The organism is Mesorhizobium sp. M1329 (assembly GCF_040318035.1).
In the GTDB taxonomy this organism is placed as follows: domain Bacteria; phylum Pseudomonadota; class Alphaproteobacteria; order Rhizobiales; family Rhizobiaceae; genus Mesorhizobium.
Map to the genome: position 1 here is coordinate 106,439 of NZ_JAMYLN010000002.1, position 24,712 is coordinate 131,150.

The 24,712-nt window shown below is 64.1% G+C and carries 30 protein-coding genes and 1 tRNA gene; 18 read left to right on the forward strand and 13 right to left on the reverse strand.

Going from position 1 to position 24,712, the window contains the following annotated elements:
* Nucleotides 1-10: 10 nt before the first annotated feature.
* The 11 genes from NKH21_RS02315 (at nucleotide 11) to NKH21_RS02365 (ending at nucleotide 11,202) form a co-directional block, all read left to right on the forward strand.
* The gene (locus NKH21_RS02315) at nucleotides 11-1,042 is read left to right on the forward strand and encodes a sugar ABC transporter substrate-binding protein (protein WP_352862928.1); all 1,032 of its coding nucleotides are present in this window, start codon (nucleotides 11-13) and stop codon (nucleotides 1,040-1,042) included.
* Nucleotides 1,043-1,182: 140 nt separating this feature from the next.
* Nucleotides 1,183-2,166, forward strand: coding sequence for an ABC transporter permease (locus NKH21_RS02320; protein WP_352862929.1), 984 nt, complete (start codon nucleotides 1,183-1,185; stop codon nucleotides 2,164-2,166).
* Nucleotides 2,156-3,688 (forward strand): sugar ABC transporter ATP-binding protein, encoded by a 1,533-nt coding sequence (locus NKH21_RS02325; RefSeq protein WP_352862930.1) that lies wholly within the window; start codon nucleotides 2,156-2,158, stop codon nucleotides 3,686-3,688. The genes NKH21_RS02320 and NKH21_RS02325 overlap by 11 nt, the downstream gene beginning before the upstream one ends.
* 30 nt (nucleotides 3,689-3,718) lie before the next feature.
* A complete protein-coding gene (locus NKH21_RS02330) occupies nucleotides 3,719-4,714 on the forward strand; it encodes an ABC transporter permease (RefSeq protein ID WP_352862931.1) in 996 nt (331 codons plus the stop codon).
* Between the two features lies 1 nt (nucleotide 4,715).
* Entirely contained in the window at nucleotides 4,716-5,501 is a 786-nt protein-coding gene (locus tag NKH21_RS02335) for an SDR family NAD(P)-dependent oxidoreductase (RefSeq protein ID WP_352862932.1), read from the forward strand.
* Nucleotides 5,502-5,518: 17 nt separating this feature from the next.
* The gene (locus NKH21_RS02340) at nucleotides 5,519-6,724 is read left to right on the forward strand and encodes a CaiB/BaiF CoA transferase family protein (RefSeq protein ID WP_352517176.1); all 1,206 of its coding nucleotides are present in this window, start codon (nucleotides 5,519-5,521) and stop codon (nucleotides 6,722-6,724) included.
* A gap of 2 nt (nucleotides 6,725-6,726) precedes the next feature.
* Nucleotides 6,727-7,512 (forward strand): enoyl-CoA hydratase/isomerase family protein, encoded by a 786-nt coding sequence (locus NKH21_RS02345; protein WP_352663755.1) that lies wholly within the window; start codon nucleotides 6,727-6,729, stop codon nucleotides 7,510-7,512.
* Entirely contained in the window at nucleotides 7,509-9,284 is a 1,776-nt protein-coding gene (locus NKH21_RS02350; protein ID WP_352663753.1) for a CoA-transferase, read from the forward strand. Before NKH21_RS02345 ends, NKH21_RS02350 begins: the two co-directional genes overlap by 4 nt.
* 14 nt (nucleotides 9,285-9,298) lie before the next feature.
* Nucleotides 9,299-10,129, forward strand: a complete 831-nt coding sequence (locus NKH21_RS02355; protein ID WP_352663751.1) for an SMP-30/gluconolactonase/LRE family protein — start codon at nucleotides 9,299-9,301, stop codon at nucleotides 10,127-10,129.
* A 154-nt stretch (nucleotides 10,130-10,283) separates the two neighbouring features.
* Complete coding sequence (locus tag NKH21_RS02360) at nucleotides 10,284-11,006, forward strand: DUF899 family protein (protein WP_352663749.1); 723 nt, start codon at nucleotides 10,284-10,286, stop codon at nucleotides 11,004-11,006.
* Nucleotides 11,007-11,034: 28 nt separating this feature from the next.
* Nucleotides 11,035-11,202 carry a hypothetical protein gene (locus tag NKH21_RS02365; protein ID WP_352663747.1) on the forward strand — a complete coding sequence of 56 codons (168 nt, stop codon included), beginning with the start codon at nucleotides 11,035-11,037 and terminating at the stop codon, nucleotides 11,200-11,202.
* On the opposite strand, the gene NKH21_RS02370 is transcribed toward NKH21_RS02365, so the two are convergent.
* Both NKH21_RS02370 and NKH21_RS02375 read right to left on the reverse strand, forming a co-directional pair.
* On the reverse strand, nucleotides 11,184-11,525 hold the full coding sequence (locus NKH21_RS02370; protein ID WP_352663745.1) for an antibiotic biosynthesis monooxygenase family protein: 342 nt from the start codon (nucleotides 11,523-11,525) through the stop codon (nucleotides 11,184-11,186). The genes NKH21_RS02365 and NKH21_RS02370 overlap by 19 nt on opposite strands.
* Nucleotides 11,526-11,674: 149 nt before the next feature.
* A complete protein-coding gene (locus NKH21_RS02375; RefSeq protein WP_352663743.1) occupies nucleotides 11,675-12,151 on the reverse strand; it encodes an EF-hand domain-containing protein in 477 nt (158 codons plus the stop codon).
* Between the two features lie 85 nt (nucleotides 12,152-12,236).
* Here NKH21_RS02375 and NKH21_RS02380 point away from each other — a divergent pair, with 85 nt between their 5' ends.
* A complete protein-coding gene (locus NKH21_RS02380; protein WP_352862933.1) occupies nucleotides 12,237-12,587 on the forward strand; it encodes a DUF3606 domain-containing protein in 351 nt (116 codons plus the stop codon).
* Between the two features lie 32 nt (nucleotides 12,588-12,619).
* On the opposite strand, the gene NKH21_RS02385 is transcribed toward NKH21_RS02380, so the two are convergent.
* Complete coding sequence (locus tag NKH21_RS02385) at nucleotides 12,620-13,168, reverse strand: DNA-3-methyladenine glycosylase (RefSeq protein ID WP_352663739.1); 549 nt, start codon at nucleotides 13,166-13,168, stop codon at nucleotides 12,620-12,622.
* Nucleotides 13,169-13,262: 94 nt separating this feature from the next.
* Complete coding sequence (locus NKH21_RS02390; protein ID WP_352663737.1) at nucleotides 13,263-13,592, reverse strand: hypothetical protein; 330 nt, start codon at nucleotides 13,590-13,592, stop codon at nucleotides 13,263-13,265.
* A gap of 194 nt (nucleotides 13,593-13,786) precedes the next feature.
* Between NKH21_RS02390 and NKH21_RS02395 the strand changes: the two genes are divergently transcribed.
* On the forward strand, nucleotides 13,787-14,305 hold the full coding sequence (locus NKH21_RS02395; RefSeq protein ID WP_352663735.1) for a metallophosphoesterase: 519 nt from the start codon (nucleotides 13,787-13,789) through the stop codon (nucleotides 14,303-14,305).
* Between the two features lie 74 nt (nucleotides 14,306-14,379).
* A complete protein-coding gene (locus NKH21_RS02400) occupies nucleotides 14,380-14,694 on the forward strand; it encodes a hypothetical protein (RefSeq protein WP_352663959.1) in 315 nt (104 codons plus the stop codon).
* A 106-nt stretch (nucleotides 14,695-14,800) separates the two neighbouring features.
* Here the strand turns inward: NKH21_RS02400 and NKH21_RS02405 are convergent, their stop codons facing one another.
* The 5 genes from NKH21_RS02405 to NKH21_RS02425 form a co-directional block, all read right to left on the reverse strand.
* Nucleotides 14,801-15,034 (reverse strand): hypothetical protein, encoded by a 234-nt coding sequence (locus tag NKH21_RS02405; protein WP_352663733.1) that lies wholly within the window; start codon nucleotides 15,032-15,034, stop codon nucleotides 14,801-14,803.
* 39 nt (nucleotides 15,035-15,073) lie between these two features.
* Entirely contained in the window at nucleotides 15,074-15,283 is a 210-nt protein-coding gene (locus NKH21_RS02410) for a hypothetical protein (protein ID WP_352474763.1), read from the reverse strand.
* 291 nt (nucleotides 15,284-15,574) lie between these two features.
* A complete protein-coding gene (locus NKH21_RS02415) occupies nucleotides 15,575-16,564 on the reverse strand; it encodes a DUF2332 domain-containing protein (protein ID WP_352862934.1) in 990 nt (329 codons plus the stop codon).
* Nucleotides 16,565-16,825: 261 nt separating this feature from the next.
* Nucleotides 16,826-16,902 (reverse strand) — tRNA-Arg (locus NKH21_RS02420).
* A 157-nt stretch (nucleotides 16,903-17,059) separates the two neighbouring features.
* Nucleotides 17,060-17,980, reverse strand: a complete 921-nt coding sequence (locus NKH21_RS02425; protein ID WP_352663729.1) for a zinc-binding dehydrogenase — start codon at nucleotides 17,978-17,980, stop codon at nucleotides 17,060-17,062.
* A 195-nt stretch (nucleotides 17,981-18,175) separates the two neighbouring features.
* Here NKH21_RS02425 and NKH21_RS02430 point away from each other — a divergent pair, with 195 nt between their 5' ends.
* Nucleotides 18,176-18,982: an AraC family transcriptional regulator gene (locus tag NKH21_RS02430; protein WP_352663727.1), complete on the forward strand. Its 807-nt coding sequence runs from the start codon at nucleotides 18,176-18,178 to the stop codon at nucleotides 18,980-18,982.
* 33 nt (nucleotides 18,983-19,015) lie between these two features.
* Here NKH21_RS02430 and NKH21_RS02435 read toward each other — a convergent pair whose 3' ends face one another.
* Complete coding sequence (locus tag NKH21_RS02435; protein WP_352663725.1) at nucleotides 19,016-19,906, reverse strand: D-alanyl-D-alanine carboxypeptidase family protein; 891 nt, start codon at nucleotides 19,904-19,906, stop codon at nucleotides 19,016-19,018.
* Nucleotides 19,907-20,127: 221 nt separating this feature from the next.
* Between NKH21_RS02435 and NKH21_RS02440 the strand changes: the two genes are divergently transcribed.
* Nucleotides 20,128-21,234: a hypothetical protein gene (locus NKH21_RS02440; RefSeq protein WP_352663723.1), complete on the forward strand. Its 1,107-nt coding sequence runs from the start codon at nucleotides 20,128-20,130 to the stop codon at nucleotides 21,232-21,234.
* A gap of 335 nt (nucleotides 21,235-21,569) precedes the next feature.
* Nucleotides 21,570-22,190: a nucleoside triphosphate hydrolase gene (locus NKH21_RS02445; RefSeq protein WP_352663721.1), complete on the forward strand. Its 621-nt coding sequence runs from the start codon at nucleotides 21,570-21,572 to the stop codon at nucleotides 22,188-22,190.
* Between the two features lie 35 nt (nucleotides 22,191-22,225).
* Here NKH21_RS02445 and NKH21_RS02450 read toward each other — a convergent pair whose 3' ends face one another.
* Complete coding sequence (locus NKH21_RS02450) at nucleotides 22,226-22,525, reverse strand: hypothetical protein (RefSeq protein WP_352663719.1); 300 nt, start codon at nucleotides 22,523-22,525, stop codon at nucleotides 22,226-22,228.
* On the opposite strand from NKH21_RS02450, the gene NKH21_RS02455 reads away from it, so the two are divergent.
* The gene (locus NKH21_RS02455; protein WP_352862935.1) at nucleotides 22,518-22,643 is read left to right on the forward strand and encodes a hypothetical protein; all 126 of its coding nucleotides are present in this window, start codon (nucleotides 22,518-22,520) and stop codon (nucleotides 22,641-22,643) included. The genes NKH21_RS02450 and NKH21_RS02455 overlap by 8 nt on opposite strands.
* Nucleotides 22,644-22,664: 21 nt before the next feature.
* On the opposite strand, the gene NKH21_RS02460 is transcribed toward NKH21_RS02455, so the two are convergent.
* The gene (locus NKH21_RS02460) at nucleotides 22,665-23,369 is read right to left on the reverse strand and encodes a glutathione S-transferase family protein (protein WP_352862936.1); all 705 of its coding nucleotides are present in this window, start codon (nucleotides 23,367-23,369) and stop codon (nucleotides 22,665-22,667) included.
* Nucleotides 23,370-23,503: 134 nt separating this feature from the next.
* Nucleotides 23,504-24,712 (reverse strand): beta-ketoacyl-[acyl-carrier-protein] synthase family protein, encoded by a 1,209-nt coding sequence (locus NKH21_RS02465; protein WP_352492188.1) that lies wholly within the window; start codon nucleotides 24,710-24,712, stop codon nucleotides 23,504-23,506.

Consider the following 24,712-nt stretch of genomic DNA (forward strand, 5'->3'; position numbering starts at 1 on the left):
GAGAAGAAACATGAACTGGTCCAAATCGATGCTGTTTGCCTCGGCGGCGGTGCTTGCTCTGAGCGCCGCCGCGGCACACGCCGAAAACATGCCGAAGCGCATCGGCTACGTCACCAACTACGCTACGCATGAGTGGTATCAGAACGTCATCAAGGGCATGCAGTCCCGCGCCAAGGAACTCGGCATCGAGCTCGAGGTGCAGGACGCCAATCTGGACGTTGCCAAGGAGGTCTCCGCCGCCGAAGATTTCATGGCCAAGGGCGTCGACGTCCTGATCATCACGCCCGTCAACGAGGAAGGCGTCGTGCCGCTGCTGCGCCAGGCGAAATCCAACAATGTTCCAGTCGTGCTCGAAGGCAATCCGGTCAAGGGCATGACCACCATGGTCGCGATCTGCGACTACGACACCGGCTACACCGCCGGCGTCGAAGCCGGCAAATACGCCAAGGAAAAGCTCGAAGGCAAAGCCAAGGTGATGAATGTCGGCCTGCCGCTGCTCTCCGCCACCGTCCTGCGGTCGCAGGGTTTTATGGACGGCCTGAAGACCATCATCCCCGACGCGGTCATGGTCCACGACCTCGACGGCGGCGGCAATCCGGATCGCGCGCTCGAAGTCTCTTCGGCGGCCCTTGCCAAGAACGCCGACATCAACATCATCTACGGCATCAACGATTCCTCGTCGCTCGGCGGCCTTCAGGCCTGGAAAGCGGCCGGCAAGTCGCAGGACAGCCTGTTGACGGTCGGCACCGGCGGCGAAGGCCTCGCCTTCATCAATGCCATGCAGAACGAGCCGTCCTACCGCATCGAAGCCGCGATGTTCCCGGAAAAGGAAGGCTACACCGCCATCGATGCAGCGGTTAAGCTCTTCAACGGCGAAGAGGTGCCGGAACACATCGTCAGCCCGACCGCGCCGATGAACGGCGACGACTGGAAGAAGTTCTACGACTACGATGGCACCACACGAACGATCAAATGGGATGCCGTCAATGCGCTCCAGCCGCCGGAAAAGTGCATGAAAACGTCGGCTGACCTGAAGAAGTAAGGATTCCGGCTAGCCCTTCCCGCACGGCGGGAAGGGCATCGGATCGGATGCCGACGGCAAAACAGGTCAACCGTCCTGTTTTGACCCGGCAGGTTTCCGAACGGCGACGGCACCGATACGGGCCCGGAAATGAAATGGACATGAGCGAGCTTACGCAATCCTCCGCGCCAAGGCGTTTCATCGGCGGCCAGCTGCTGGGCAGCAGCCAGCTGGTGCTCGGCGTGATCCTGGCCGTGCTCTGCATCGCCATTTCGATTGCGGCGCCGCAATTCTATTCCGAGGCCAACATCATCGCCATCCTGCGCCAATGCGCGCTGGTGCTGATCGTTGCCTCCGGCATGACGATGCTGATCATCACCGCCGAAGTCGACCTGTCGGTCGGTGCATCGCTCGCCTTTGTCGGCTGCATCGGCATGGCCGTGCTCAATTCGACGCACAGCCTGACGCTCGGCCTGCTGGCGGCGCTCGCCTTTTCCGGTGCCGTCGGCCTTTTCAACGGCCTCGTCGTCACCAGGCTCAAGGTGAACTCGCTGATCGCCACCATCGGCACGATGATGATGCTGCAGGGCGGCGTCTATCTGTTCACGCGTGAAGCGGTGCAGAACCATCACCGGCTTGCAAGCTTCACCGATCTCGGCGCCGGCTATATCGGCGCGATCCCGCTGCCCGTGGTCCTTGCAGCGGTGATTTTCGCGCTGGCCGCGGCGACGCTGCGCTTCACCACGCTCGGCCGCTATCTCTATGCTGTCGGCGCCAACGAGCGCGCCGTTCGTCTCTCCGGCGTGCGCTCGCAACGCATGAAACTCTTCGCCTTCGTCGTCACCGGCCTGTGCGTCGGCATTGCCGGCATGATCCTGTCGTCGCTGATGAATGCCGGCCAGCCGACCGCCGGTCGCGGCTTCGAGCTGACGGTGATTGCCGCCGTCATCCTCGGCGGCACCAGCCTGCTTGGCGGCCGCGGCTCGCTGCTCGGCACATTGCTGGGCGTGCTGGTGCTGAAGGTCATCGACAACGGCATCATCATCCTCGGCTGGAACCAGGATCTGCAGATGGTGGTGCCGGGCATCGTCATCATCCTGGCGACCTATCTCGACATCGTGCGGAACAGAGCCAATGTCGGTTGATTTCCTCCACCCCGGCGAAACCGTGGCTGTCGACAAAAGCGTGCCGGCACTGGAGATGCGCGGCATCGGCAAGCGCTTTCCCGGCGTGGTGGCGCTGGACAATGTCGACCTCACCCTGGAACCCGGCAAAATCCACGCCCTGATGGGCGAGAACGGCGCCGGCAAGTCGACGCTGATCAAGATCATGGCCGGGGTCTACGGCAAGGATGCCGGCACCATCCGCCTGCGCGGCCGCGAGGCCGACATCAAGTCGCCGCGCGACAGCCTGAAAGAGGGCATCAAGGTGGTGTTCCAGGAGATCGCGCTGATCGCCGAATTCAGCGTCGCCGAAAACATCTTCCTCGAAGGCTATCCGACCGGCAAGGGCGGCTCGATCGACTGGAAGAAGATCCGTGCCGATGCGGCCGCTCTGTTCAAGCGCATCGGCTTCAATGTCGACCCGGCGGCACGCACGGGATCGCTGCCGGTCAGCCAGCAGCAGATGGTCGAGATCGCCCGCGCGCTCGCCCACGAGGCCCGCGTCGTGGTGATGGACGAGCCGACATCCTCGCTGACGCCGAACGAGGTCTCGCTGCTGTTCACCGTCATTCGCCGGCTGGCCTCGCTCGGCATCGCCGTGCTCTATGTCAGCCACAAGCTCGACGAGGTCTTCGAGATCGCCGACACCGTGACCGTCCTGCGCGACGGCCGCCACGTCTCGACCAGGCCGATCGGCGAACACACAAACGACACGCTGATCCACGACATGATCGGCCGGCGGATCGAAAACCTGTTCCCCCGCAAGCGCGCCGCGCCGGGCAGCAAGGTCGCGCTCTCCGTTGAAGGGCTCAGCACCGCCAAGAAGCTGAAGGATGTGTCGTTCGAGGCGCATGCCGGCGAGGTCCTCGGCTTCTTCGGCCTGATGGGAGCCGGCCGGACCGAGCTCGCCAAGGCCATCGTCGGCTACGACCCGATCACTTCCGGCGCCATTTCGGTCGATGGCAGCCCGCTCCTGCCGCACGACACGCACACCGGCGTCCGGCTCGGCATCGGCCTGCTCACCGAGGACCGCAAGAGCGAAGGGCTGATGGGAGAGCTGCCGGTCTACCAGAACGCCAGTCTCGCCTCGCTCGGTGCCTTCGCCAGAATGGGCTTCGTCGACAAGGCCAGGGAACGCAAGGCGGTGCAGGACTATGTCGACCGTTTTCGCATCAGGACGCCCAGCCTGTTCCAGCAGGTCAAGAACCTGTCCGGCGGCAATCAGCAGAAGGTGCTGATCTCGCGCTGGTTGATGCGCGGTCTCAGGGTGATCGTCGTTGACGAACCGACCCGCGGCATCGACGTCGGTGCCAAGTCGGAGATTTTCGCGCTCATCGACCGGCTCGCAGGCGAAGGCCTGGCGGTCGTCATGATGACGTCCGAAATGCCCGAACTACTGGGGCTTGCCGACCGCATCGCGGTGATGTGCGAAGGCCGCCTCACCGCGATCATGCCTCGCGACGAGGCCACGCAGGAGAAGATCCTCAATGCGGCGATCGGATAAGACGATGGCACTTCGCAAAGGGAGCAAGCGATGAGCCTGGCAAGCACCGACACCATGAAAGCTGGGCCGTCCATGCTGGCGCGGCTCGTCGCGCGGCAGGAATTGGCATTGCTCCTCTGCCTCATCCTGGTGATCGCGTTCTTTTCCTTCACCGCCGAGAATTTCTTCTCGGTGCGCAACATCACCAATGTGCTCGGTCAGGCTTCGCTGGCGCTGACCGCCGGCATCGGCTGCGCCATCGTCTTCATCTCCGGCGAGGTCGACATCTCGATCGGCTCGCTGCTGGCGACGATCGCGCTGCCGCTGATCATCATCATGAACGACACCAACTCGCTTGTGCTCGGCATCAGTGGTGCGCTGCTGTTCGGGCTGATCATCGGCGTTGTGAACGGCTATCTCACGGCCTATGCCGGCATCAACTCGCTCATCGTGACCCTGGGCACGATGTTTATCATGCGCGGCAGCGTTTATCTCTATACGGGCCAGCGCGCCATCCCCGACGATGCCGCGCTCGACAGCTTCATCGCGCTGTCGGACGGCCGCCTGTTCAATGTCATTCCCTATTCGGCGGTTATCGCCATCGTCCTGCTCGTCGTCTTCGCCTACGTGATGCAGCACCGGCCGTTTGGACGGCAGATCTATGCCGTCGGCGGCAATCCGGAAGTGGCACGGCTGGCAGGCTACGATGTGCGCCGCGTCAAGTTCATCTGTTTCATCATCAGCGCGCTGCTGGCAACGGTCGCAGGCATCATTCTGGCCGCCCGTGTCGGCTCGGCGCAGCATACGGCCGGGCTGAATTTCGAGTTCCAGGTCGTCGCCGCCACCGTGCTCGGCGGCGTGAGCCTTGCCGGCGGCATCGGCAGCCTGACCGGCATGGCGCTCGGCGTGCTGATCCTGCAGTTCCTGTCCAACGGGCTGCGTGGTCTCGGCCTGCCGACCGAGTGGCAACTGGTCATCACCGGCATGATCATCATTGCCGCCGTCGCCTTCGACGAAGCAAAGCGCCGGCGCGCCATTGGAGGCTGATATGGATCGTCTCAAAGGGAAAACCGCAATCGTCACCGGCGCCGCCGACGGCATCGGCCATGCGATCAGCGAGGCGATGGCAAGGGAAGGCGCGCACGTCTTCCTCGGCGACATCGCCGACGAGAAGGGTGAACAATTCGCGGCCGAGCTGCGCGCCGCCGGCCACCGCGCCGACTACATCCATTGCGACGTGGCGGAGGAGGCCGACATCGCCGCCCTGATCGACGGCGCCGTCGCCAAGACCGGCCATCTCGATATTCTCGTCAACAATGCCGCCATCGCCATCGGCGGCATGCCGGTTCACGAAATGACCGACGAGCAGTGGCACCGGCTGATCGCGGTCAACCTGACCAGCGTCTTCCGCGGCTGCAAATATGCGCTGCCGCATATGATCGCGCAGAAATCGGGCTCGATCATCAACATGGCCTCGGCACAAGGGCATATCGGGCTCGACGGCTGGACCGCCTATGCCGGCGCCAAGGGTGCGGTGATGGCGATGACGCGCCAGATGGCGGTCGAGTTCGGCCCGCTCAACATCCGCGTCAACTCGATCTCGCCCGGCACCATCAACACGCCGATGAACGACAAATTGGTCAAGCAGATCGGCGGCAATCTCGCCAAGGCCTGGGTGAAGATGCATCCGCTCGGCCGCATCGGCAAACCGTCCGAAGTGGCCGAAGCCGCCGTCTATCTCGCCTCCGACGCCGCCGGTTTCACCACCGGCACCGACCTGCGCGTCGACGGCGGCCTCACCGCAGCACCCCGCTACGTACCCGATCTGCTTTGACAACCAACGAGACAAAAATGAACAAGGCCCTCGAAGGCGTCCGCATTCTCGATTTCAGCCATCTGCTGCAAGGGCCGTTCGCCACACAGCTGCTCGGCGACATGGGTGCCGACATCATCAAGATCGAGCGTGCCGGCGCCGGCGACATGTTCCGCGGCATGACCTTCTTCGCCAAATGGGTCGGCGGCTCCGAGAGCCCGAATTTCCTCGCATGGAACCGCAACAAGCGCTCCATCGCGCTCAATCTGAAAAGCCGCAAGGTGCATGCCATCATCATGGATATGGCCAAGAAGGCGGATGTGGTGGTGCAGAATTTCCGCCCTGGCGTGCTCGCCAGGCTCGGCTATGGCTACGAGGATTTCAGGGCGGTCAATCCCGCCATTATCTATTGCTCGGGCTCCGGCTATGGCGAGGAAGGCCCCTATGTCGAGCGCCCCGGCCAGGACATGCTGATCCAGGGACTGTCCGGGCTGATTTCCAACACCGGCCGCGGCGACCAGGCGCCTGTTCCGGCCGGCGCCGGCCTGGCCGACCAGATCGGCGCCATGAACATGGTCTATGGCATCCTGTCGGCGCTCTACTATCGCGAGAAGACCGGCAAGGGCCAGAAGATCGAGGTCAATCTGCTGGCCGGCATGCTGGCGCATCTCAATCAGGAATATGTCGCCGTGCTTAATCTCGGCGAGGATTTCGTGCGCCCGAATTCCGGCATCGGCCACCCCGGCATGCAGGCGCCGTTCGGTATCTACGAAGCGAAGGACGGCGGCTATGTGTCGATCGCCATGAGCCCGTTCAAGACGCTGTATGAAGTGCTGGAGGCGCCGCAGCTCGCTGTCTACGACGATCTGAAGACGCTGTTCGACAAGCGCGACGAGGTGTTCGACAAGGTCAACGCCGAAACCAGGAAGTTTGCCACGCAGGACCTGCTGGCGCGGCTGCTGGCAGCCGACATCTGGTGTGCCGAGGTGAAGGACATCCGCCGCGCAGCCGAGGACCCGCAGGTCAAGCACCTGGGCATGATCACCAGCTACGATCATCCGCGCGGCGGCAAGGTCAGGGTGGTCGCACCGGCGGTCAAGATGAGCGAGACGCCGGCCACCATAGAGCGGCCGGCGCCGCTGGTCGGCCAGCATGGCCGCGAGATACTGGCCGAGTTCGGCCTCTCCAGCGGCGAGATTGCAGCACTTGAGGCGTCCGGCGACATGACCGTGGATGCTGCCTGACGATGAGCGTTAACCAGACACTCAGCTTGGAAATATCCGGGCGCGTCGCAGTCGTCACCTTCCGGCGCGCCGATCAGCTCAACGCCATGAACCGGCTGATGCAAAGCGAGATCACCGAGGTTTTCGAGGCGCTGTCGCAGGATGACGGCATCGGCGCGATCGTGGTGACCGGCGAGGGGCGCGGCTTCATGGCCGGCGCCGACATCAAGGAATACGCCGCCCAGACAGCTGCCGAGTTCGACGCCTTCCAGATGGCGGGCACGCGCATGTATGCGGCGGTCGAGAACAACCGCAAGCCGGTCATCGCCGCGGTCAACGGCTTTGCGCTCGGCGGCGGCATGGAGCTGGTGCTGTGCTGCGACATCGTCATCGCCAACCAGTTCGCGAAGCTCGGCCTGCCCGAAATCAAGCTCGGGCTGGTCCCCGGCGGCGGCGGCACCCAGCGCAGCGTCCAGAAGCTCGGCGGCAACCGCGCCAATTTTTTGCTGATGACCGGCGCCATCGTGCCGGCTTCCGAGTTCGTCGGCGCCGGTCTGGTCAACGAGATCGTCGATGCCGAAAGGCTGATGCCGCGGGCGCTGGAACTCGCCGAGATGATTGCCGCCGAACCGGCCGCAGCGATCGAGGGGCTGAAAGCACTGACAGCGCATGCCGTGTCGGGCGATCTGGCCGGCGGCCTTGCCATCGAGCGCGATGTCCTGGGTGGCCTCTACCGCAGCGAGATCGGCCAGCGTCGCGTCAAGGAATTTGCTGAAAAGAGCGCGGCACGGGCCAAGGCTGCAAAATGACGTCCCTGGTCAAGCAAAACCGGCCACGCTTCACCGATGTCGAGGGCTTGGCCGCGATGGTCGGCGGCGGCGATGTCTTCGGTGTCGGTGGTCATCATTTTGCCCGGCTGCCGATCGCCTTGTTGCGGGCCATCGCCCGCTCGGGCGTCAGGGACCTTCGCTATGTCTGCTGGGCCGGCGGCCTGCCGCTCGAACTGCTTCTCGAAGCGAATGCCGTGGCGGAGGTCGATATCTGCTTTTCCAGCCTCGATATTTTTGGCTTGCCGCCGCGCTTCCGCGCGGCTGCCGAGACCAATGCCGTGCCGATCCGCGACTGGACGGCGCTGGCCATGATCCAGGCGTTGCGGGCGGCGCAGCAGAACCTGCCGTCGATGCCGTTTCAGCTTCCGCAGGGTTCGGACATGCTGGCGCGCGTGCCCGGCGCGATCGCCGTGTCCGATCCGATCGCGGGAATCACGACCGGGATCATCCCGGCCTTGCGGCTCGATACGTTCGTCGTCCATGCCCAGCGAGCCGACGAGAGCGGCAATGTCCAGATCATCGGACCACGAGCGCTGGATTTCGCCATGGCCGGCGCGGCGCGCCAGGTGCTGGTCACGGTCGAGGAAATCGTCCCGGTCGGAGCGCTGCGGCATGATGGCCGGCAGAGCATTTTGACCCGCAACCAGGTGTCGGCGATCGCGCTGGCGCCAGGCGGCGCCTATCCCGCCTCTTGCCTGCCATTCTATGTGACGGATTATCAAGCGTTGGCGGGGGCGTTCGCGGCCAAGGAAATACCCTTGTCGGACAGCCTGAGCATGCCTGCGGAAGACGTGCCGGAGCGGGTTCAAGACGCTGCGAAAGTCCGCGCTGAAACAGTCCTCGCGATGCCTGCGCTCGTGCACGGCGAAAAGAAGGCGTCCATCGACGAGATCGTCGTCGCCCGCATCGCCGCTGAGCTCGACAATGAGAGCTTTGCCAGTGCCGGTGCAGTGTCGCCGCTCGCCAATGTCGCCTACCGGCTGGCCAAAGCGACGCTTGCGCCGGACATGATCATCGCTACCATGAGTTGCGGCCATCTCGACATAGCGCCGAGCCCGATGATCCTGTCGCTGATCGAAAGCCTCGATTGCGAGACGGCGGTGGCGCATGCCGGCGGCGATGACACCTATTCGACCCACTACCAGGCCGGCGCGGTGACGCATGAGATCGTCGGTGCCGCGCAGGTCGATCGAGGCGGGCGCGTCAACACCATTGCGCTGCGCAAGCGCGACGGCAGCCTTATCCGGCTGCCCGGGCAAGGCGGCATGGCCGATGTCGCCAACATGCATCGCGATTATCTGCTCTACGTCCCCCGCCATTCGGTGCAGTCGCTGGTCGAGACGGTCGAGATCGCCAGCTCGGCGCGCGGACTGTTGACTGAGGCCGAACGCGAGCCGATGGGCTATCGGACCGGCGCGGCACTGGTGTTCACCGACCTTTGCGTGTTTCGGCTCGACCGGGAGAGCCGGCAATTGGCCGTCGTCGAGACCATGCCGGGCGTGACGCGCGAGCAGGTCCAGGATGCCACCGGCTTTGCCCTGACATTCGATGTCGATTGCCGCGAAGTTGCGCTACCCTCGAACGAGACGCTCGACATCCTGCGAAACCGCATCGACCCGCTCGGCCTGCGGCGCCTCGAATTCGTCAGCGCCAAGGAGCGCCGCGCGCTGATCGCCGAGATCCTGGCGGCCGACCGGCTGATGGTCGAGCGCTGCATTGCCGCACAGCGGTCGCATACTGCACCGGATTGAAGAGGGGGCGGCGCATGACAAAGCCATTGCTCGAAATGTCGGCCGCGAGGGTCTTCTTCGATGGCATCTTCACCAGCCCGCGCGTCGCCCATCCGGAAGGCGTGGCCATCCATCGCGACGGCTCGATCTGGTGCGGCACCGAAACCGGCGACCTGCTGCGCCTGGCCGCGGATGGCAGCTCGGTCGAACGCATGGGCGGCACGAAGGGCTTTCTGCTCGGCATCGCCTTCGATAGCGCGGGGAACTGTTTTGCCTGCGATCTGAGACATTCGGCGATCTTTCGCTGGGATGCCGCGACGGCCGACATGCAGCGCTTCGCGGCGTCCGGCATCCGCGTGCCGAACTATCCGATCGTCGACGAGGCACGAGGCCGGCTCTACGTGTCGGACAGCGTTGGCGAAGACAACCGCTCCGGCATTTTTCGCTACGATTTGAAGACCGGCGAAGGCGGCCTGTGGTGTAGCGAGGCGATGGCCTTCGCCAACGGCATGGCGATGGCGCCGAATGGCAATGGGCTTTATGTGGTGGAAAGCCATGCGGCCCGCGTCAGCTATGTGCCGATCCTTGCCGACGGCGCGCCGGGGCCTCGCCAGCTCGTCGTGGACGGCGTGAACAACGTCCCCGATGGCGTCGCCTTGGCGCCGGACGGGTCGCTGTTCATCTCGTGCTACGAGCCGAGCCGCATCTATCGTTGGCGACAGGATAGCGGGCTCGAGGTGCTGATCGAGGATCCGGCCGCAACGACGCTCGCCCATCCCACGAACATCGCCTTCAAGGGCGACAAGCTCTACACCGCAAATCTCGGCCGCTGGCATATTACCGAGATCGACCTACTTCGACGATGACATGCAAGCTCGAGCCACTCCAAGGCCCCTCGGGCCAAAAGTGTCACCTATGTCTCCGGTCTAAACGGTAACCCGTGTCTCCGGGCCGTGGTCATTCCAGGCGGAACCCCAAGGCGGCTGGCCAGTTTAAGAGGTTTGAACTGGGAGATAAGTCATGGACTACGGTTCCGCCCTGCAACCCGCCGAAGCACTGGTTCGGAAGAACGGCGCCCACCAACCGAACGAGACCGCCGAGTACCGCAAGGCCCGCGAGGCCCTGATGGTCGAGGAAATCGACCTTCGCCGGCATATCGCGCGCGTCGCCGCGCAGCGCCGCGCCCTGCCGCCCGGCGGCGAGGTGAAGGGCGACTATCAGTTCATGGGCGAAGCCAGCAGCGTGGCCGGCGCCAATCCCGTCGGCGTCGCTGAGCTGTTCGGCGACAAGGACACGCTGTTTGTCTACAACTGGATGTACGGCCCCAAACGCGCGCGACCCTGCCCCATGTGCACGGCGCTTCTGAGCTGCCTGGATGGCAACGCCGACCACATCCGTCAGCGTGTCGCCCTGGCCGTCGTCGGCCTTTCGCCCATCGAGCGACAGGTCGCCTTCAAAGTCGAGCGCGGCTGGAAGAACTTGCCGCTCTACGCCGACGTGAACGGGAAGTTCAGCCAGGACTACCACGCCATCATGGATGACGGGACCGATACCGCCGCTCAAAACGTCTTTACCCGCCGTGATGGAACCATCCGGCATTTCTGGGGCGCCGAACTGGGTTTCGAGACTGCCGATCCGGGCCAGGACCCGACCACGCCGCCGGACTTGATGGTCCTGTGGAACGTCCTGGACCTGACGCCGGACGGCCGCGGGACGGACTGGTACCCGAAGATCACCTACTAACTGATCCTGCCGCCGCACGATCTGCGGAATGTCGAGCGTCGCCTGCTCGACGCCGGTGTCGCCTGCCTGGCTTAACACGATGCTGTCCGGATCGACCGCAAATCTCGGCCGCCGGCATATTACCGAGATCGACTTGACGGCGATGCCACGGATCGAGCCCGATGCGGCGGCGCCGGCCTATCCCAGCCGGCCGTGACTGGAGCGGATGCGCAACACCTGCACCCTCGACGGCAGCTCGATCAGGAACTCTTCATCCCGCTCGAGATGGTGGATTTTCGTCGGATCGCCGCCGGTGAACGCTGCCATCGCCTCGACGTTTTCCCAATAGGAGATCGTCACGAATTCCGAATGGGTCGGCGTGTCCTCGCGAAAGGTCTGCACGCCCAGGGCCTTCTCGATCAGCGGCTTGATGCCGGCCTCGTAATTGTAACTCTCATAGGCATCCGCCTTTTTAGGCACGGTTCTGCCGCGCCAGATACGAGCGATGGTCGGGGTTTTCTCTGTGGCTTTCTCTGTCATGGCCAACGAATTCCTGCTGGTTTGATTGGTCCGCGGCGTTCGGGCAAGGCCAGCCAAGGAACGCATCTCCCCGGCTGGCAGCCTGGTATCCCGTTGCCAGCGCTTTCATCCTCCCCGGCCGACAGGCCTCCTGCCGACCCGTAGGGGACTCACTCCTGATCCTCGGCGTCTGCTCCGTGGAAGAAGGATCGGATTTCCTGCATGTCGACGCTGCCGTCACCGTCCTCGTCGACGGCGTTGAATATCCGCCCGACGAAATCCTGGACTTCGCTTTGAGAAAGCGCGCCATCGCCGTCCGCATCTACTATGGCGAACATCATTCGCATCCTCGCGCCATGCATCCCGCCGCCGCGCCCTCCCATCTCCCAATCTCTGTGAGGCGGGCCCATCCTGTAGTCGCGATGCCAGTGACCTCGCCGTTCTCCCCGGGGCGCGCGATCTTCCTGCATTCTCTCTTCCAGCATCTCGGTCATCATCTGGCGCATCATGTCGCGCATGGCGTCCTGCCCGTTCACATTCCCCGGTGCCGGTGCCGGCGCTGCGGGCGGGCTCGTCTGGCCGAATGCCGGCGCGGCCAACATGGCCAGCGCCGCTGCAATTACAGTGGTTTTGCTTGCGAGCGTCATCGTAATCTCCATCGGTATGAATTGGGGGCTGCTGCATCCAAGCCAAACCGGCTGCTCGCCTCATGGTTCCTGGTCAGTCGCCACGATGGCGCAAAAGTCCGCCTGGTCGCGGCAACGAAACCCGCTTGCCCACGTTGCCATTGATGCGAAGCTCCACCAGGAGGAAAAAATGGCTGACGATAAGAGCAAGCGAGATTTCCGCGACCGCGATCGCGTTGCTGCGGAAGACGACCGTGAGGTCGAGTATTTTGCCCAACTGAACGGCATCACCGCCGACCAGGTCCGCCAGCTGATCAAGAGCTTCGGCAATGATCGCGGGCGCCTGATCGAAGCCGCGAAGGCGTTGCGAGGGATTTCACCTGCCGGAGCCGACGAGGTGACCAGCGAAGCCCGCCAACAGAGAACGCCTATGCATCTCGGCAAACCCGACGAGTGATGCCAGGCAGCTGCTCTGCCGCTGCCGCAGCGTCAGAATTTGCGACTCAAATAATCCGAGCCGCGCAGGCCGAACCGCCACTCCGCATCGACAGCCTTGGAAATGCCGATCCGGCGGCCTGTAAGAACGACGCTGGCGTCGCCCGGCTGTCTGAAGTCGAATGGCGGCAAGTCCAGCGGCAGCCCGTCATGGGATTTGTCGATTGCCAGCGCCTGGCAAAGGCGACCCGGTCCCGAACAAAGCAGCCGGGGATCGTCAACGCGGCGATTGGCCCGCATCACATCCAGCCCGGATTGCGGTTCGATTGCGCGGATAAGCACGGCACTGCCGGGCAGGCACACGGCATTGAGGCACCAATGCAGGCCATAGGAGCGATAGACATAGGCGCTGCCCGGGGCGCCGAACATGGCGCCGTTGCGCACCGTCCTGCCACCGAAAGCATGCGAAGCCGGGTCATCCGGGCGATACGCCTCGGTCTCGACGATGATGCCGCCAACGCCGTGCAGAAGCAGCGAGGCGCCAATGATGTCGCGCGCCACGATGGTGGCGTCACGGGCAAAGAATTGATGGGTCGTGGTCACTGTGCAGCAGACTCGTTCACGCCTGAACCTGGCGCGTCGGCAAGTTCCCGGACCGGACACAAAATGTCCAGCCACAGCTCACGGATAAAGGTATTCAGCGCAGAATGGCTGCGCCGATGAAAACCGCCGCGGCCAGCACGACGATGGCGGCAATCACCAGGACCGGCCCGTATCTGCGCGGTTGGACGGCGGGCTCGTCCCTCAGCGGGCGCATCGCATTGGCATAGCTCGCCTGGTTGGTGAACTCCGGCGTTTCATGGCGTGGAGACGGATCATCTGCGGAAGCGGTACCGGCGGATTCCGCGTCCGTTTCCATGGGAGCCGCAGCCGGATCGATGCCCGGTGTCTTGTCCCCCGCGCGCCCGGCGTCGATATCGCCCCGCGCCTGAGCCGGGCTCCGCCCAAGAGGTGCTGCGTCGGTCATCGTCGAGGTCCTTTCAGAGCATCGGCTTCAAGCATCCTAACCTGCGTCTCATTTCAAAGTTCCGGCGAGCGGAAACCGCTTGCCTGCCTACAGGAACAACCGGCGATCGAGCGGGTTGAGCAAGCATCGGGGAGAGCGAGATGGACTTGGTGCGCCACGCGCCCAGATCGGCAGGTCGAAACAGGCTCCAGCGCATGATCTACTTCACCGCCGACACGCATTTCAGCGACCCGCGCATCCTGCGCATCGACCGCCGCCCGTTCGGCTCGCTGGCGGAACATGACCGGGCGCTCGTTGCGTTCTGGAACGAGACTGTCGGGCCGGACGACGAGGTCTGGCATCTCGGCGATTTTGCCAGGGGATCGGCCGCGTTCGTGTCGTCGCTGCTGTCGTCTCTTCATGGCAGCAAGCATCTGGTCATCGGCAACAACGATGCTGCGGCCACCATCGAGGCCACGGGTTGGGCGAGCACGCAGCACTACAAGGAGCTGACGCACCACGGCAGCCTGCTGATCCTTTGCCACTACCCTTTTCGCACCTGGAACCAGATCGGCCGGAAATCGATCGACCTGCATGGCCATTCGCACGGCAGGCTCATCCCGGTCACGCGTCAATATGACGTCGGCGTCGACAGCTGGGATTTTCGTCCGGTCACGCTGACCACCATCCTTGCCAGCCGAGGCCGAAGGACGGCTCGGACAAAACCCGGCTGAAAGGCTGCCGGCCGCAACCGGAACCTCTGCGCAGCTGAGGCGTTCGAAAATTGCAAGGCGTAAAGGCAACTGCAATGGCTCAGAAGATCACGACAGGCGCGAACGACCGGCCGCGCAATGAAACCATCGGCCAATCCGGCGAAGGCCTGCCGGACGACAGCAGCAGGCCGCTCGAGGTCGACGAAGGCTGGGTCGCCCGGCTGAGAAACAAGCTGCAGGGCAAGCCCCGGCAAGCCGGTCAGACCAACGCGGACGAAGTCCCCGCAGGCACTCCAGGCGCTGGCGAGAATATCTGCCGCCGCTGTGCGGGGTCAGGCATGATCGACGGCCGCACCTGCCCCGAATGCGGCGGAACCGGCAAGGTGACGACACCGATCGGCGGAGGCTGAGCAATTCCAGGAAAGTTTGAAACGGGTTTTCGTGCGGAATTGCGTCAAAACACAAAAATGGACCAGTTCTGCGTTTCCGCGGAACGATGAACCGTTCCAGCGCCGGTCAGATCGCCGGCACCCACTTCCAGAACACGCCCTCTTTGCGCTCGGGATAGTGCTTGAAGTCGCATTCGAAGCGCCAGCCGTAGTTCTTGGCGGCGGCAAGCGCCTCCTTGCTGACCGGGTTCATGCCGGTTCCCGGCGCAAACCAGTCCTCCAGCAGATCGTCGGGGACATAGGCGCCGATCCTCAACGGCAGCTGTTCGAGGACGACATCCATTTCAGGTGGTGCAGGCACGGCGGCGCTCCCTTCGAAACCTACCGGCGAAGAAGTCGTTCAACGCCAGGCGGGTTCATTCTTCTGTTCATAGTCCTGGAACGCCTTCTGGAGGCCGCCGATCACCTCGGCGGACGTCTCGAACATCGCCTTCAGCTGCGGCTCATCGACCTTCTCGATGTCCTCGCGAAGGTGCTGCTTCACCTCCTCCAACTTTTTCTGCATTTTCTGCGTGTGATGGCGCGGATCGCGGTCGGCAGCGCTTGTCATGATCAATCCCCAATTTGTGGATCTCGGACAACTCGGCCCGGCCTCTGAGGATCGCCAGGCGGGTTTGCAGCGTAAACGGCTTGCCGACAGCTGTGGTTCCCGACTGTGGAGCGGTCTTCGTACGCCTCAGCGCGCCGTTCTCGCTCTCAGCCGTCCGGTAGAGGCGGCGACAAGGCAAGTCGGAGAGGTCGCTTCCAATGAATTCGAGACGCGAGCAGTCGAAACGCGCATAGATGAAGCTGAGAACTGATGGCGCCTCTGGCCAAGGGACGGCAATCCACCACCTATAGCCTACGCCGCGTCCGCGATCCATTCGAGCGAGGCGCCATGCGGGTCGGTCCAAGCTACAGGGGAGCCGTTCGCAGACAGGAGGAAGCGGCCGGGCGGCCAACTTGTTCCGGCGCGTGTGGCGATGGACGGGAAGACGCGAGGGAACTCGTTCGATACCCAATAAGGCGAGAGACGCATCGCCTGTTGGGCAAAAGCTTCTCTGTCACCAGGGTCGGAGACATAGTCGAGGACGGCTGTGTGAAAGATGACGAGTGTAGCGTCGTTTGGCGCTTCGTTGCAGAGTTGCACGAGGTCGCTCCCGCGCAGGTCGCCCTTCACCAGCCGAGGCTTGACTGTGGCAGCGATCTTCAGGGCCGCCCGCAGATTGGCGAGCCGTGCTGTCTGTTCCGGCCAGACCAGCGTCTCAAGCCATGCGATTTGCGTGTCGTCCGAAGCATCTATCGGGCTCAGGTCCAATCCCGCCCGCCAGACGACTTGTGGCAAGGCCGTCGGCAATGGCGTTGTTTCGCTGGCGAGGCAGCGGAAGACAGGCGGCTCCAAGGCCATCGCGGGTGCGCGGATCACCTTGCGTCCGTAGTCATAGCCATAGAGATCGGGCATGAGGCAGAGCCCTGCGGAGGTCCCGACCTCGATGAGGGCCAGCGGCTGCGGCAAACGCGCGAGCACGGGGAGCAGGGTGGCGCATCTTCCCGGCTCGTTGGTTTGCGTTGAGCGCTCGAGCATGAGCGAGCGGATAGCGTCGGGATTAGCCTGAAGCGCCTGGCGAAACTCGGTCCACCCTGTCGGCGTGGCGAACAGGTGACGCACCACGGCAAGTAGAAGGTTCGGTTGCCGCTTTAGGTCCGGAAGGGTCGACAGGAAACCGAGCGCCTCCCGATCCCCAGCGACTGCCCGAGCCAACTCCTCGTAGAGCGGCGAGCGACCGCGAGCTTCCGTATCGGCGAAGCGAATATATCGGGCTGAGATCTCGGCCAAGCCCTCCTCGTCCATATCCGCTGATCCTCGGTCCCGACGTCTCGTCACAGTATACGATCCACGGGTCTGATTGGAGCCAGGCCCGGCGTTTTTACACAGGCTTGGGAACCCCGCGGACTTCCCGCGGTCGCCTACTTAACCGTTGCGTTATGAGGCCGTGCGCAATCCAAAATCTGGGGAACTGTCCCTAATTGGTGTCTCACCCAAGGGGGTGCAGTCCACCATGTCTCCGGTATAAACCGCAACCTATGTGTCCGGGCCGTACATTTTGAGAGTTGGCGCACCCGACAGGATTCGAACCTGTGACCTCTGCCTTCGGAGGGCAGCGCTCTATCCAGCTGAGCTACGGGTGCTTTCAGGATCGGTGATCCCAAAAACGAACCAGCCGGTGAACCGGCCAGCCACGGCTTCTTAGCGGAAGCAGGCGCCGGCTTCAACGGGCAATCGCGGGCGGGCTTAAGTTGCCGTAGCAGGCTTGGTATAGACACCGTCCCGGCGGGCCGCGCCTGCTCATCCGGTCATGGTAAGCACTGCCTTGCCGCTGATGCTGCGTTGCCGCAGCGCGTCGAGGGCCTGGCCGACGTCCCGCCATGGCACGGTCAGGACCACGCGCGTTTCGAGCCGGCCGGCTGCGATCAGCGCGAGCAGCGAGGCGATGTCGGCGCCTACCTCCGGACCGGAAGCGTAGTAGGCGAAGGTCTGCAGCCGCGCGCCTTCGTGGCCCGGAACGAACTGGCGGAAGCCGATCGGCGTGAGTTCGCCGCTGCTCGAGCCGAACATGACGACGGTCCCGCCGGGCGCGACCCGTTCGATCGCATGGGCGAGGCTATCGCCGCCGACCGATTCGGCAATCAGCGAGAACAGTCCGTCGGCGAGCTCGATCGTTTCGACGACCTGCTCGGCTCCGAGGCTGCGGAGATCTTCGGCATGCCGGGCGGCGGCGACCGCGACCACCGACGCGCCCTGCTGGCGGGCGATCTGGATCTGGAAACGGCCGACCGCACCGCTTGCGCCGGTAATCAGGACCCGCTGGCCGGCCAGGTCGCCGCCGAGGCGCAGGGTTCGCAGCGCGGTCGTGCCCGCGACCGGAACGGTGGCGGCGGCGCCGAAACTGACGTCGTCCGGCAGGACGGCGAGGTGGTCGGTTGGAACGGCGACATTTTCGGCCCACCCGGCCTCGTCGACCAAAGCCGCAACCCGGGCGCCGACGGCTGGCCCGGAGCCGTCGGCCGCAGCACGCTCGACGACCCCGGCGACGTCTTGGCCAGGTACCCAGCCGTTCGGGCGGATGTTGAGCAGGCGCAGTTCGCCGCGGTTCAGCGAGACTGCCCGGACCGAGACCAGCGCCTCGTGCGGGGCGGGCTCGGGCTCGCCAAGTTCGGCGAGCCTCAACCCGGTGGCGCTATCGAGAGATGTGATTAAGCCGAGCATGGTTCGTACCTTCCTGCTGCCTGGCGGACGCCAGCCTGTTTTCGTGCGGGCTTGTTGGTCCGACGTTCAGAACGCAAGCAGGGGACTGGAAGCCCCCTGCCGGCTCCTGAGTTACTCATCTGGAGGCCTAAGCTAGCGACTTTCCTGTTCGAGTAATTTAGATATCTTGGCATATCATCGCTAAGATCAGTCAATATGAGACAGCCTCTCCGCTACCCCTGGCCTTTCGATCCGGATGATGTCCTCGCGCCGGCAATCGCCGTGCGCGTTGACGTCACCGAGACCAGGGCGGAGGTGCCCGACCACCGCCACCGCAAAGGCCAACTTGTCTTCGCGCTCGGAGGTGGCGTCACATGTCGCGTCCCCAGCGGGCTGTGGATGGTGCCGCCGCATTGCGCGGTGTGGATTCCGGGCGACATGGAGCACAGCAATATCGCGACCGCCAATGCCCGGATTTTCTTCGTCTATATCGAGCCGGAAGCTGCCGACCTGCCGGACCGGTGCTGCACGCTGTCGATCTCGCCGTTGCTGCGCGAGCTCATCATCGAGCTGGCGGATCGCGGTGAGGACGATGATGGGAGGGGCGAGCTCCTGACCAGGGTTCTGCTCACCGACCTGCCGCGCATGCCTGTCCAGCAGCTACATTTGCCGATCTCGTCCGAGCCGCGCTTGAGGCGCATCGCCGCGGCACTGGCGCAAGATGCTGCCGACCGCAGCACCCTGGCGGAATGGGCCAGTCGCGTCGCCCTCAGCGAAAGCAGTCTCGCCCGTCTCGTGGTCAAGGAGACAGGGCTGACCTTCGGGCGCTGGCGCCAGCAATTGCACCTGATCGTCGCATTGCGCGAGCTGGCCTCCGGCGCCAGCGTGCAGCAGGTTTCGGCCGATCTCGGCTATGAATCGGTCACCGCCTTCATCACTATGTTCAAGAAAGCGCTTGGCAAGCCGCCGGCAAAATATCTCAGCAGTATCGCGCAAAACGGCGGTTCTGCGTTTGTCGCCTGAACCCGCACACGGTCAACACCCGGACTTCAACCGTCACTGCTCCTCGGCATACAGCAGCCGCGTCTTTGCCTCGGAGGTCGGCAACAGGCTGCGCTGGATCAGCGCCTCGACGTGGTCGTTGCGCTGGCGCGCGCTGTCGGCGCCCATCACCACGATGATCAGCCGGTGCCCGTCCGCATTATAGGAGGTAACGATGTTGAAGCCCGAAGCCCTGATGTAGCCGGTCTTGATGCCGTCGACGCCGCGCACCCGGCCGAGCATGTCGTTGTGGCCGCGCACCAGCCTGCCGCGGAACATGAAGTCGCTTTCGGAGAAATAGTGGAAATGCTGCGGGAAGCGGGCGTGCAGCGCCATGCCGAGCACCGCCATGTCGCGCGCGCTGGTGTGCTGGTCGCCGTCCGGCAGGCCCGAAGCATTGCGGAACACGGTGCTGCTCATGCCGATCTGGCGCGCCTTGGCGGTCATCATGCCGGCGAACGCCTGTTCGCTGCCGCCGAGATATTCGGCGACGGCGACCGCCACATCATTGGCCGATTTGACGACGATGGCGCGGATCGCCGAATCGACGTCGATGGTCTCGCCGCGCCTGAACCGCAGCTTGGTCGGCGGCTGCCGGGCGGCGTTGTCCGACACCGGGATTTGTGTCTCCTTGCTGATGCGGCCCTGCTCCAGCGCCTCGAACAGAAGGTAGAGCGTCATCATCTTGGTCAGTGACGCCGGATAACGCGGCGCCGTCGAATTGACCTCGAACAGCGTCTTGCCGGTGCCGGCATCGATGACCATGGCGGCATATTTCTGCGGCGGCGCCGGCACCGCCAGCACGCTGTCGGGAGGCGTGACAGTCGTGCAGCCGGCGACAAACAGCAGCAGCGCCAGCACAGCGACGCATTTGTGGATGAACGAAAAGAACCGGAAGGCGGACAAGTCAGTTCCGAAGGCAGGCTGTTTCTGAGACGAGGCGAAGCTATCTTAACGCAAAGGCACAGTCCATTTGGTTAATATCGGTCTGGGCCTGGATTGGTGCCCTGTCCACAGGCCGACGTGGCGGCTATGCCGCCGCCGTGTGATGGGAATTGCCGGCCGCACCGCTTGCGCAACCGGCGGCGAGTGGGCTTTGCTGGCGCCGGCAGAATCGGTAGGTGCACATGGATACGGTCACGATCACGGCAAAAGGCATTTCGGTATCGGTCGATCTTGCCGTCGGCCATCTCGCCGACATGGCGATCGATATCGATGGCCGCCGGCTGAAGCCGCTGCATCGCGCGCCCTGGGTCGGCGAGCCGCGCGAGACGCTGCCGAAAGACCTGCCTGAAGGGACGGTCCACCTGTCGGGCGATTTCCTGTGCGCGCCGTTCTCGGTCAGCGACGTCGAAGCGGCACCTTTGCATGGCTGGCCGGCCAATAGTCACTGGGATGTGGTCGACAACGCAGCAACGGCCGATGGCTGGCGCGCCGTCTTCCGCCTCCAGCGCCTGGTCATGGGCGCAACCGTCGACAAGATCCTGACCTTGCGCGACGACCATCCTTTTCTCTATCAGGAGCACGTCTTTTCCGATGGTGCCGGCGCCATTCCCGTCGCCCACCATCCGATGACGGTGATGACGGCCGGCGGCAGGCTGGCCTTCTCGCCGAAGCGCCTTGCCGCAACGCCGAACGAAGCGCCGGAACCCGATCTGGCTCGCGGCCGCTCTCTGCTCGCCTATCCGGCGCGAACCGACGACCTGACGCGCTTTCCCGCCGCCGACGGCGGCACGATCGACCTGACCACCTATCGCATGGATCAGCAGCGTGAGGATTTCGTCACGCTGGTCGAGGCCGATCATGGCGGGCCGGGCTGGACCGCGCTGGCGCGCCAGGCGGAAGCCGATCTCGTGCTGGTGCTGAAGAACCCAGCCGAACTGCCGGTCACCATGCTGTGGGTCAGCAATGGCGGGCGCGATTATGCGCCATGGAGCGGCCGCCACCGCGGCGTGCTCGGCATCGAGGACGGCCGCACCGCAGTTGGCCACGCCGCCTCGCTCGGCGACAACTGGCTGAAGCGCGAAGGCGTGGCGACCGCCTTTGCCCTTTCCGAAGGGCGCAGCTTTTCGTTCCGCCATGTCATCGGCGCACTGCCATGGCCATCCGGCGAGCCGCCGCGCGACGTCACGACCTCGCCGGGCCGCATGCGCATCCTGGCGGCCGATGATGCCGTGCGCGACGTCGGCTTCGACAGCGATTTCCTGCGGATCGGCAGGTCGGTCCCAGTTTGAGAGCTCGCCTCCCCACCTTCGTCATCCCAGGGCGGAGCAGGAGCGAAGCGACGTCGCGGAGACCATGGGATCCATGCCGCGACCGTCGTCGAGGAATGCGGCGGAACAGAATTCTGCGCCGCTGAGGCGCCCCTGATGTCACGGCATGGATCCCGGGGTCTGCGCTGCGTCGCTTCGCTCCTTGCTCCGCCCCAGGGACGATCGTTTCGGGCAATCTCAAAGCTTTGCGATTTGCCAACGGACGGTCAAAATCCCTGAGCGAGGAAACTAATCCCGGGTTTGAAATTCCCGCGAATTGTCGCCAAGATCGAAAACACTCAGCCAGAAAGGCTCCAATGTCAGAGATCGCTCATCTCGCCGCCACCATATTCAAGCGCGCCGCCAAGGCACCGCGCTTCATCGTTGCCATTGCCGGTCCGCCCGGCGCCGGCAAATCGACATTGTCGGCAGGTTTGCACGACCTGCTGCCGGAAGGCACGGCGGAAGTCGTGCCGATGGATGGCTTCCACTACGATGATGTCGTGCTCGAGCGGCGCGGCCTTCGCGCGCGAAAAGGTGCCCCGGAAACCTTTGATTTTGCCGGCTTCGAAACGCTGCTCAAGCGCATCCGGGCCGGCGAGCCGGATATTGCAATCCCGGTCTTCGACCGCAGCATGGAGCTGTCGCGCGCCGCCGCCGCGATCATCGCCGCCGAGACCAAATTCATCCTGGTCGAAGGCAATTATCTGCTGCTCGACGAAGAGCCATGGACGCGGCTGGCGCCGCTGTTCGACTTCTCGATCTTCGTCGATGTGCCGCGCGCCGAGCTCGAGCGCCGGCTGCTGGAGCGATGGCACGAGCACGGCCGGTCCGACGAGGACGCGCGCGCCTGGATCGCTTCCAACGACATGCCGAACATCGATCGGGTGCTTGCCCGTCGGCGACCCGCCGACCTGGTGGTCGGCGAACAGGCCTGATCTGTAAGGACTGTTCGGCCGGAACCTTAACACTTTCAGGCCGTTATCCCGGGACACGGCAATCGTGCCGTATGAGGGAACAGTTCGATGGAAACCATGGCAAGAAAGCCTGCGCCCGCCAAGGGCAGGGCAACACGATCAAAAGCCACTCGAGCGAAAACCGGCGCCGGCCCGGCAGCGGCGGCGCGTTCCAAGGAGGCGGCAAAGCCCAGCTTTGGCAAGGCAGCGCCGAAAAAGGTGATGCCTGCTGCGAGCAAGGCCGCAGCTCCCAAAGCCGCCAGCCCTAAAAAGCCGGCAAGCAGCAGAGGATCGATCGCAGGCAGCGCAATGCGCACTGTTAAAGCAACGGCCAACGTCGCCGCTGGTGCCGTGCTTGCGACCGCCAAAGGTGCGGCCTCGCTTGCCGCTTCCGTAGTCGGCAAGAGCTCGAAACGCCGTACCAAGGCAAAATAGCCGGTCCAGTCAGGCTTTCGATCAGGCTCTGGCCGGAATGGTGAGGCCCCTCTGTACCGCCGGCCGGGCGAGGCCACGCTCCAGCCATGCGCCCACGCTGGGGAAGTCGTCGAAACCGACGAGTTCCCGTGCCTCGTAAAAGCCGATCAGGTTGCGCACCCATCCAAGCATCGAAATGTCGGCGATGGTGTAGTCGTCGCCCATGATCCAGCTGCGGCCCTTGAGCCTCGTTTCGAGGACGCCGATCAGCCTCCGCGACTCGTCGCGATAACGTTCCAGCGGGCGCTTGTCGGCGATTTCGCGGCCGGCGAATTTGTGGAAGAACCCGACCTGGCCGAACATCGGCCCGATCGAAGCCATCTGAAAGAACACCCACTGGATCGTCTCGTAACGCAGCGTTGCGTCTGCCGGAACCAGCTTGCCGGTCTTGTCGCTGAGGTAGAGCAGGATGGCGCCGGATTCGAACAGGCCGATCGGCTTGCCGCCCGGGCCGTCCGGATCGATCATCGCCGGTATCTTGCCGTTGGGGTTCAAAGACAGGAATTCCGGGGTCCAGCTCTCGTTCTTGCCGATGTCGACGGCATGCGGCTCGTACGGCAGGCCAAGTTCCTCCAGCGCGATCGATATCTTCACCCCGTTCGGCGTCGGAAACGAATAGAGCTGGATGCGGTCGGGGTGGATTGCCGGCCAGCGCCTGGCGATCGGAAACGCGGACAGATCGGTCATCGAAAACTCCTGGTCGGCGCGCTCCGAACGGCGCAGTCATGGCGGGCCGCAGAGAGTTAGGCGCGACGCCTGGCGCGATCAATATGCGCATGGAAAGTTTCACCGGCCCCGGTGAAGGGCCGCAAGGTATGCGGTTACACGGCCTTGACCGCCAGCACCGCATTGGTGCCGCCGAAGGCGAAGCTGTTGCTGATCGCGGTGCGCACCGCGCGCTCGCGCGCCACGTTCGGCGTGATGTCGAGATCGCAGTCGGCGTCGGCTTCCCGATAATTGGCGGTCGGCGGCACGATGCCTTCGCGGATTGCCATCACGCAGGCGATCATTTCCAGCGCGCCGGACGCGCCGAGACAGTGGGCATGCATCGATTTGGTCGAGGACACCGAAAGCTTGTAGGCATGGCCGCCGAAGACACGCTTGATCGCCGCCGTCTCGATCTGATCGTTGGCCTTGGTGCCGGTGCCATGCGCGTTGAGATAGTCGACGTCCTCCGGATTGAGCCCGGCATCGACGAGGCAGAAGCGCATCGCCGCCTCGGGCCCTTCGATGGTTGGCGCGACGATGTCGGAGGCGTCGGCGGAAAGGCCGACGCCGGCGATTTCGGCAAGGATGGCCGCGCCGCGCGCCATGGCATGCTCATATGTTTCCAGCACCACCATGCCGGCGCCTTCGCCGAGCACAAGCCCTTGGCGGTCGGCCGAAAACGGCCGGCAGGTGTCCGGCGACAGGACCCGCAGGGCCTCCCAGCCCTTGAGGATGCCCCAGACCAGCGGCGCATCGGTGCCGCCGGCGACCATGACGTCGGCCCGGCCGAGCCTGATCTGATCGACCGCCGAGGCAATGGCGTGGTTGGATGACGAGCAGGCAGAGGTGATGCCGAACACCGGCCCGCGCAGACCAAGATTCATGCTGACGTGGCCGGCGGCTGCGCCCGGCATTACTTTCGGTACGGTGAAGATGCCGGCGCGGTTCTTGCCTTCGAGCAGGATGGCGCGATAGTTCTCTTCGATTGCCTCCCAGCCGCAGACGCCGACGCCGACGATGGTGCCCATCCGGTAGGTGTTGGCCGCGTGCGGGTTCAATCCCGCCTGCTGTGCCGCCTCCCGCGCGGCGATCGTCGCCAGAAGGCTGAAGCGGTCCATCGACACGACCTGCTTGCGGTCGATGCCGTGCTCCGGAAGCGCCTTGATTTCGCAGCCGACCTTGACCTTCAGATCATGCAACAGCGGATTGTCGATCGCGCCGATCGCCGAACGGCCGGCGCGCATCTCATTCCAGATTGCCGGTGCATTGGTGCCGAGGCCACATAATCCGCCGATGCCCGTGATGACGATGCGCTTGTGCAT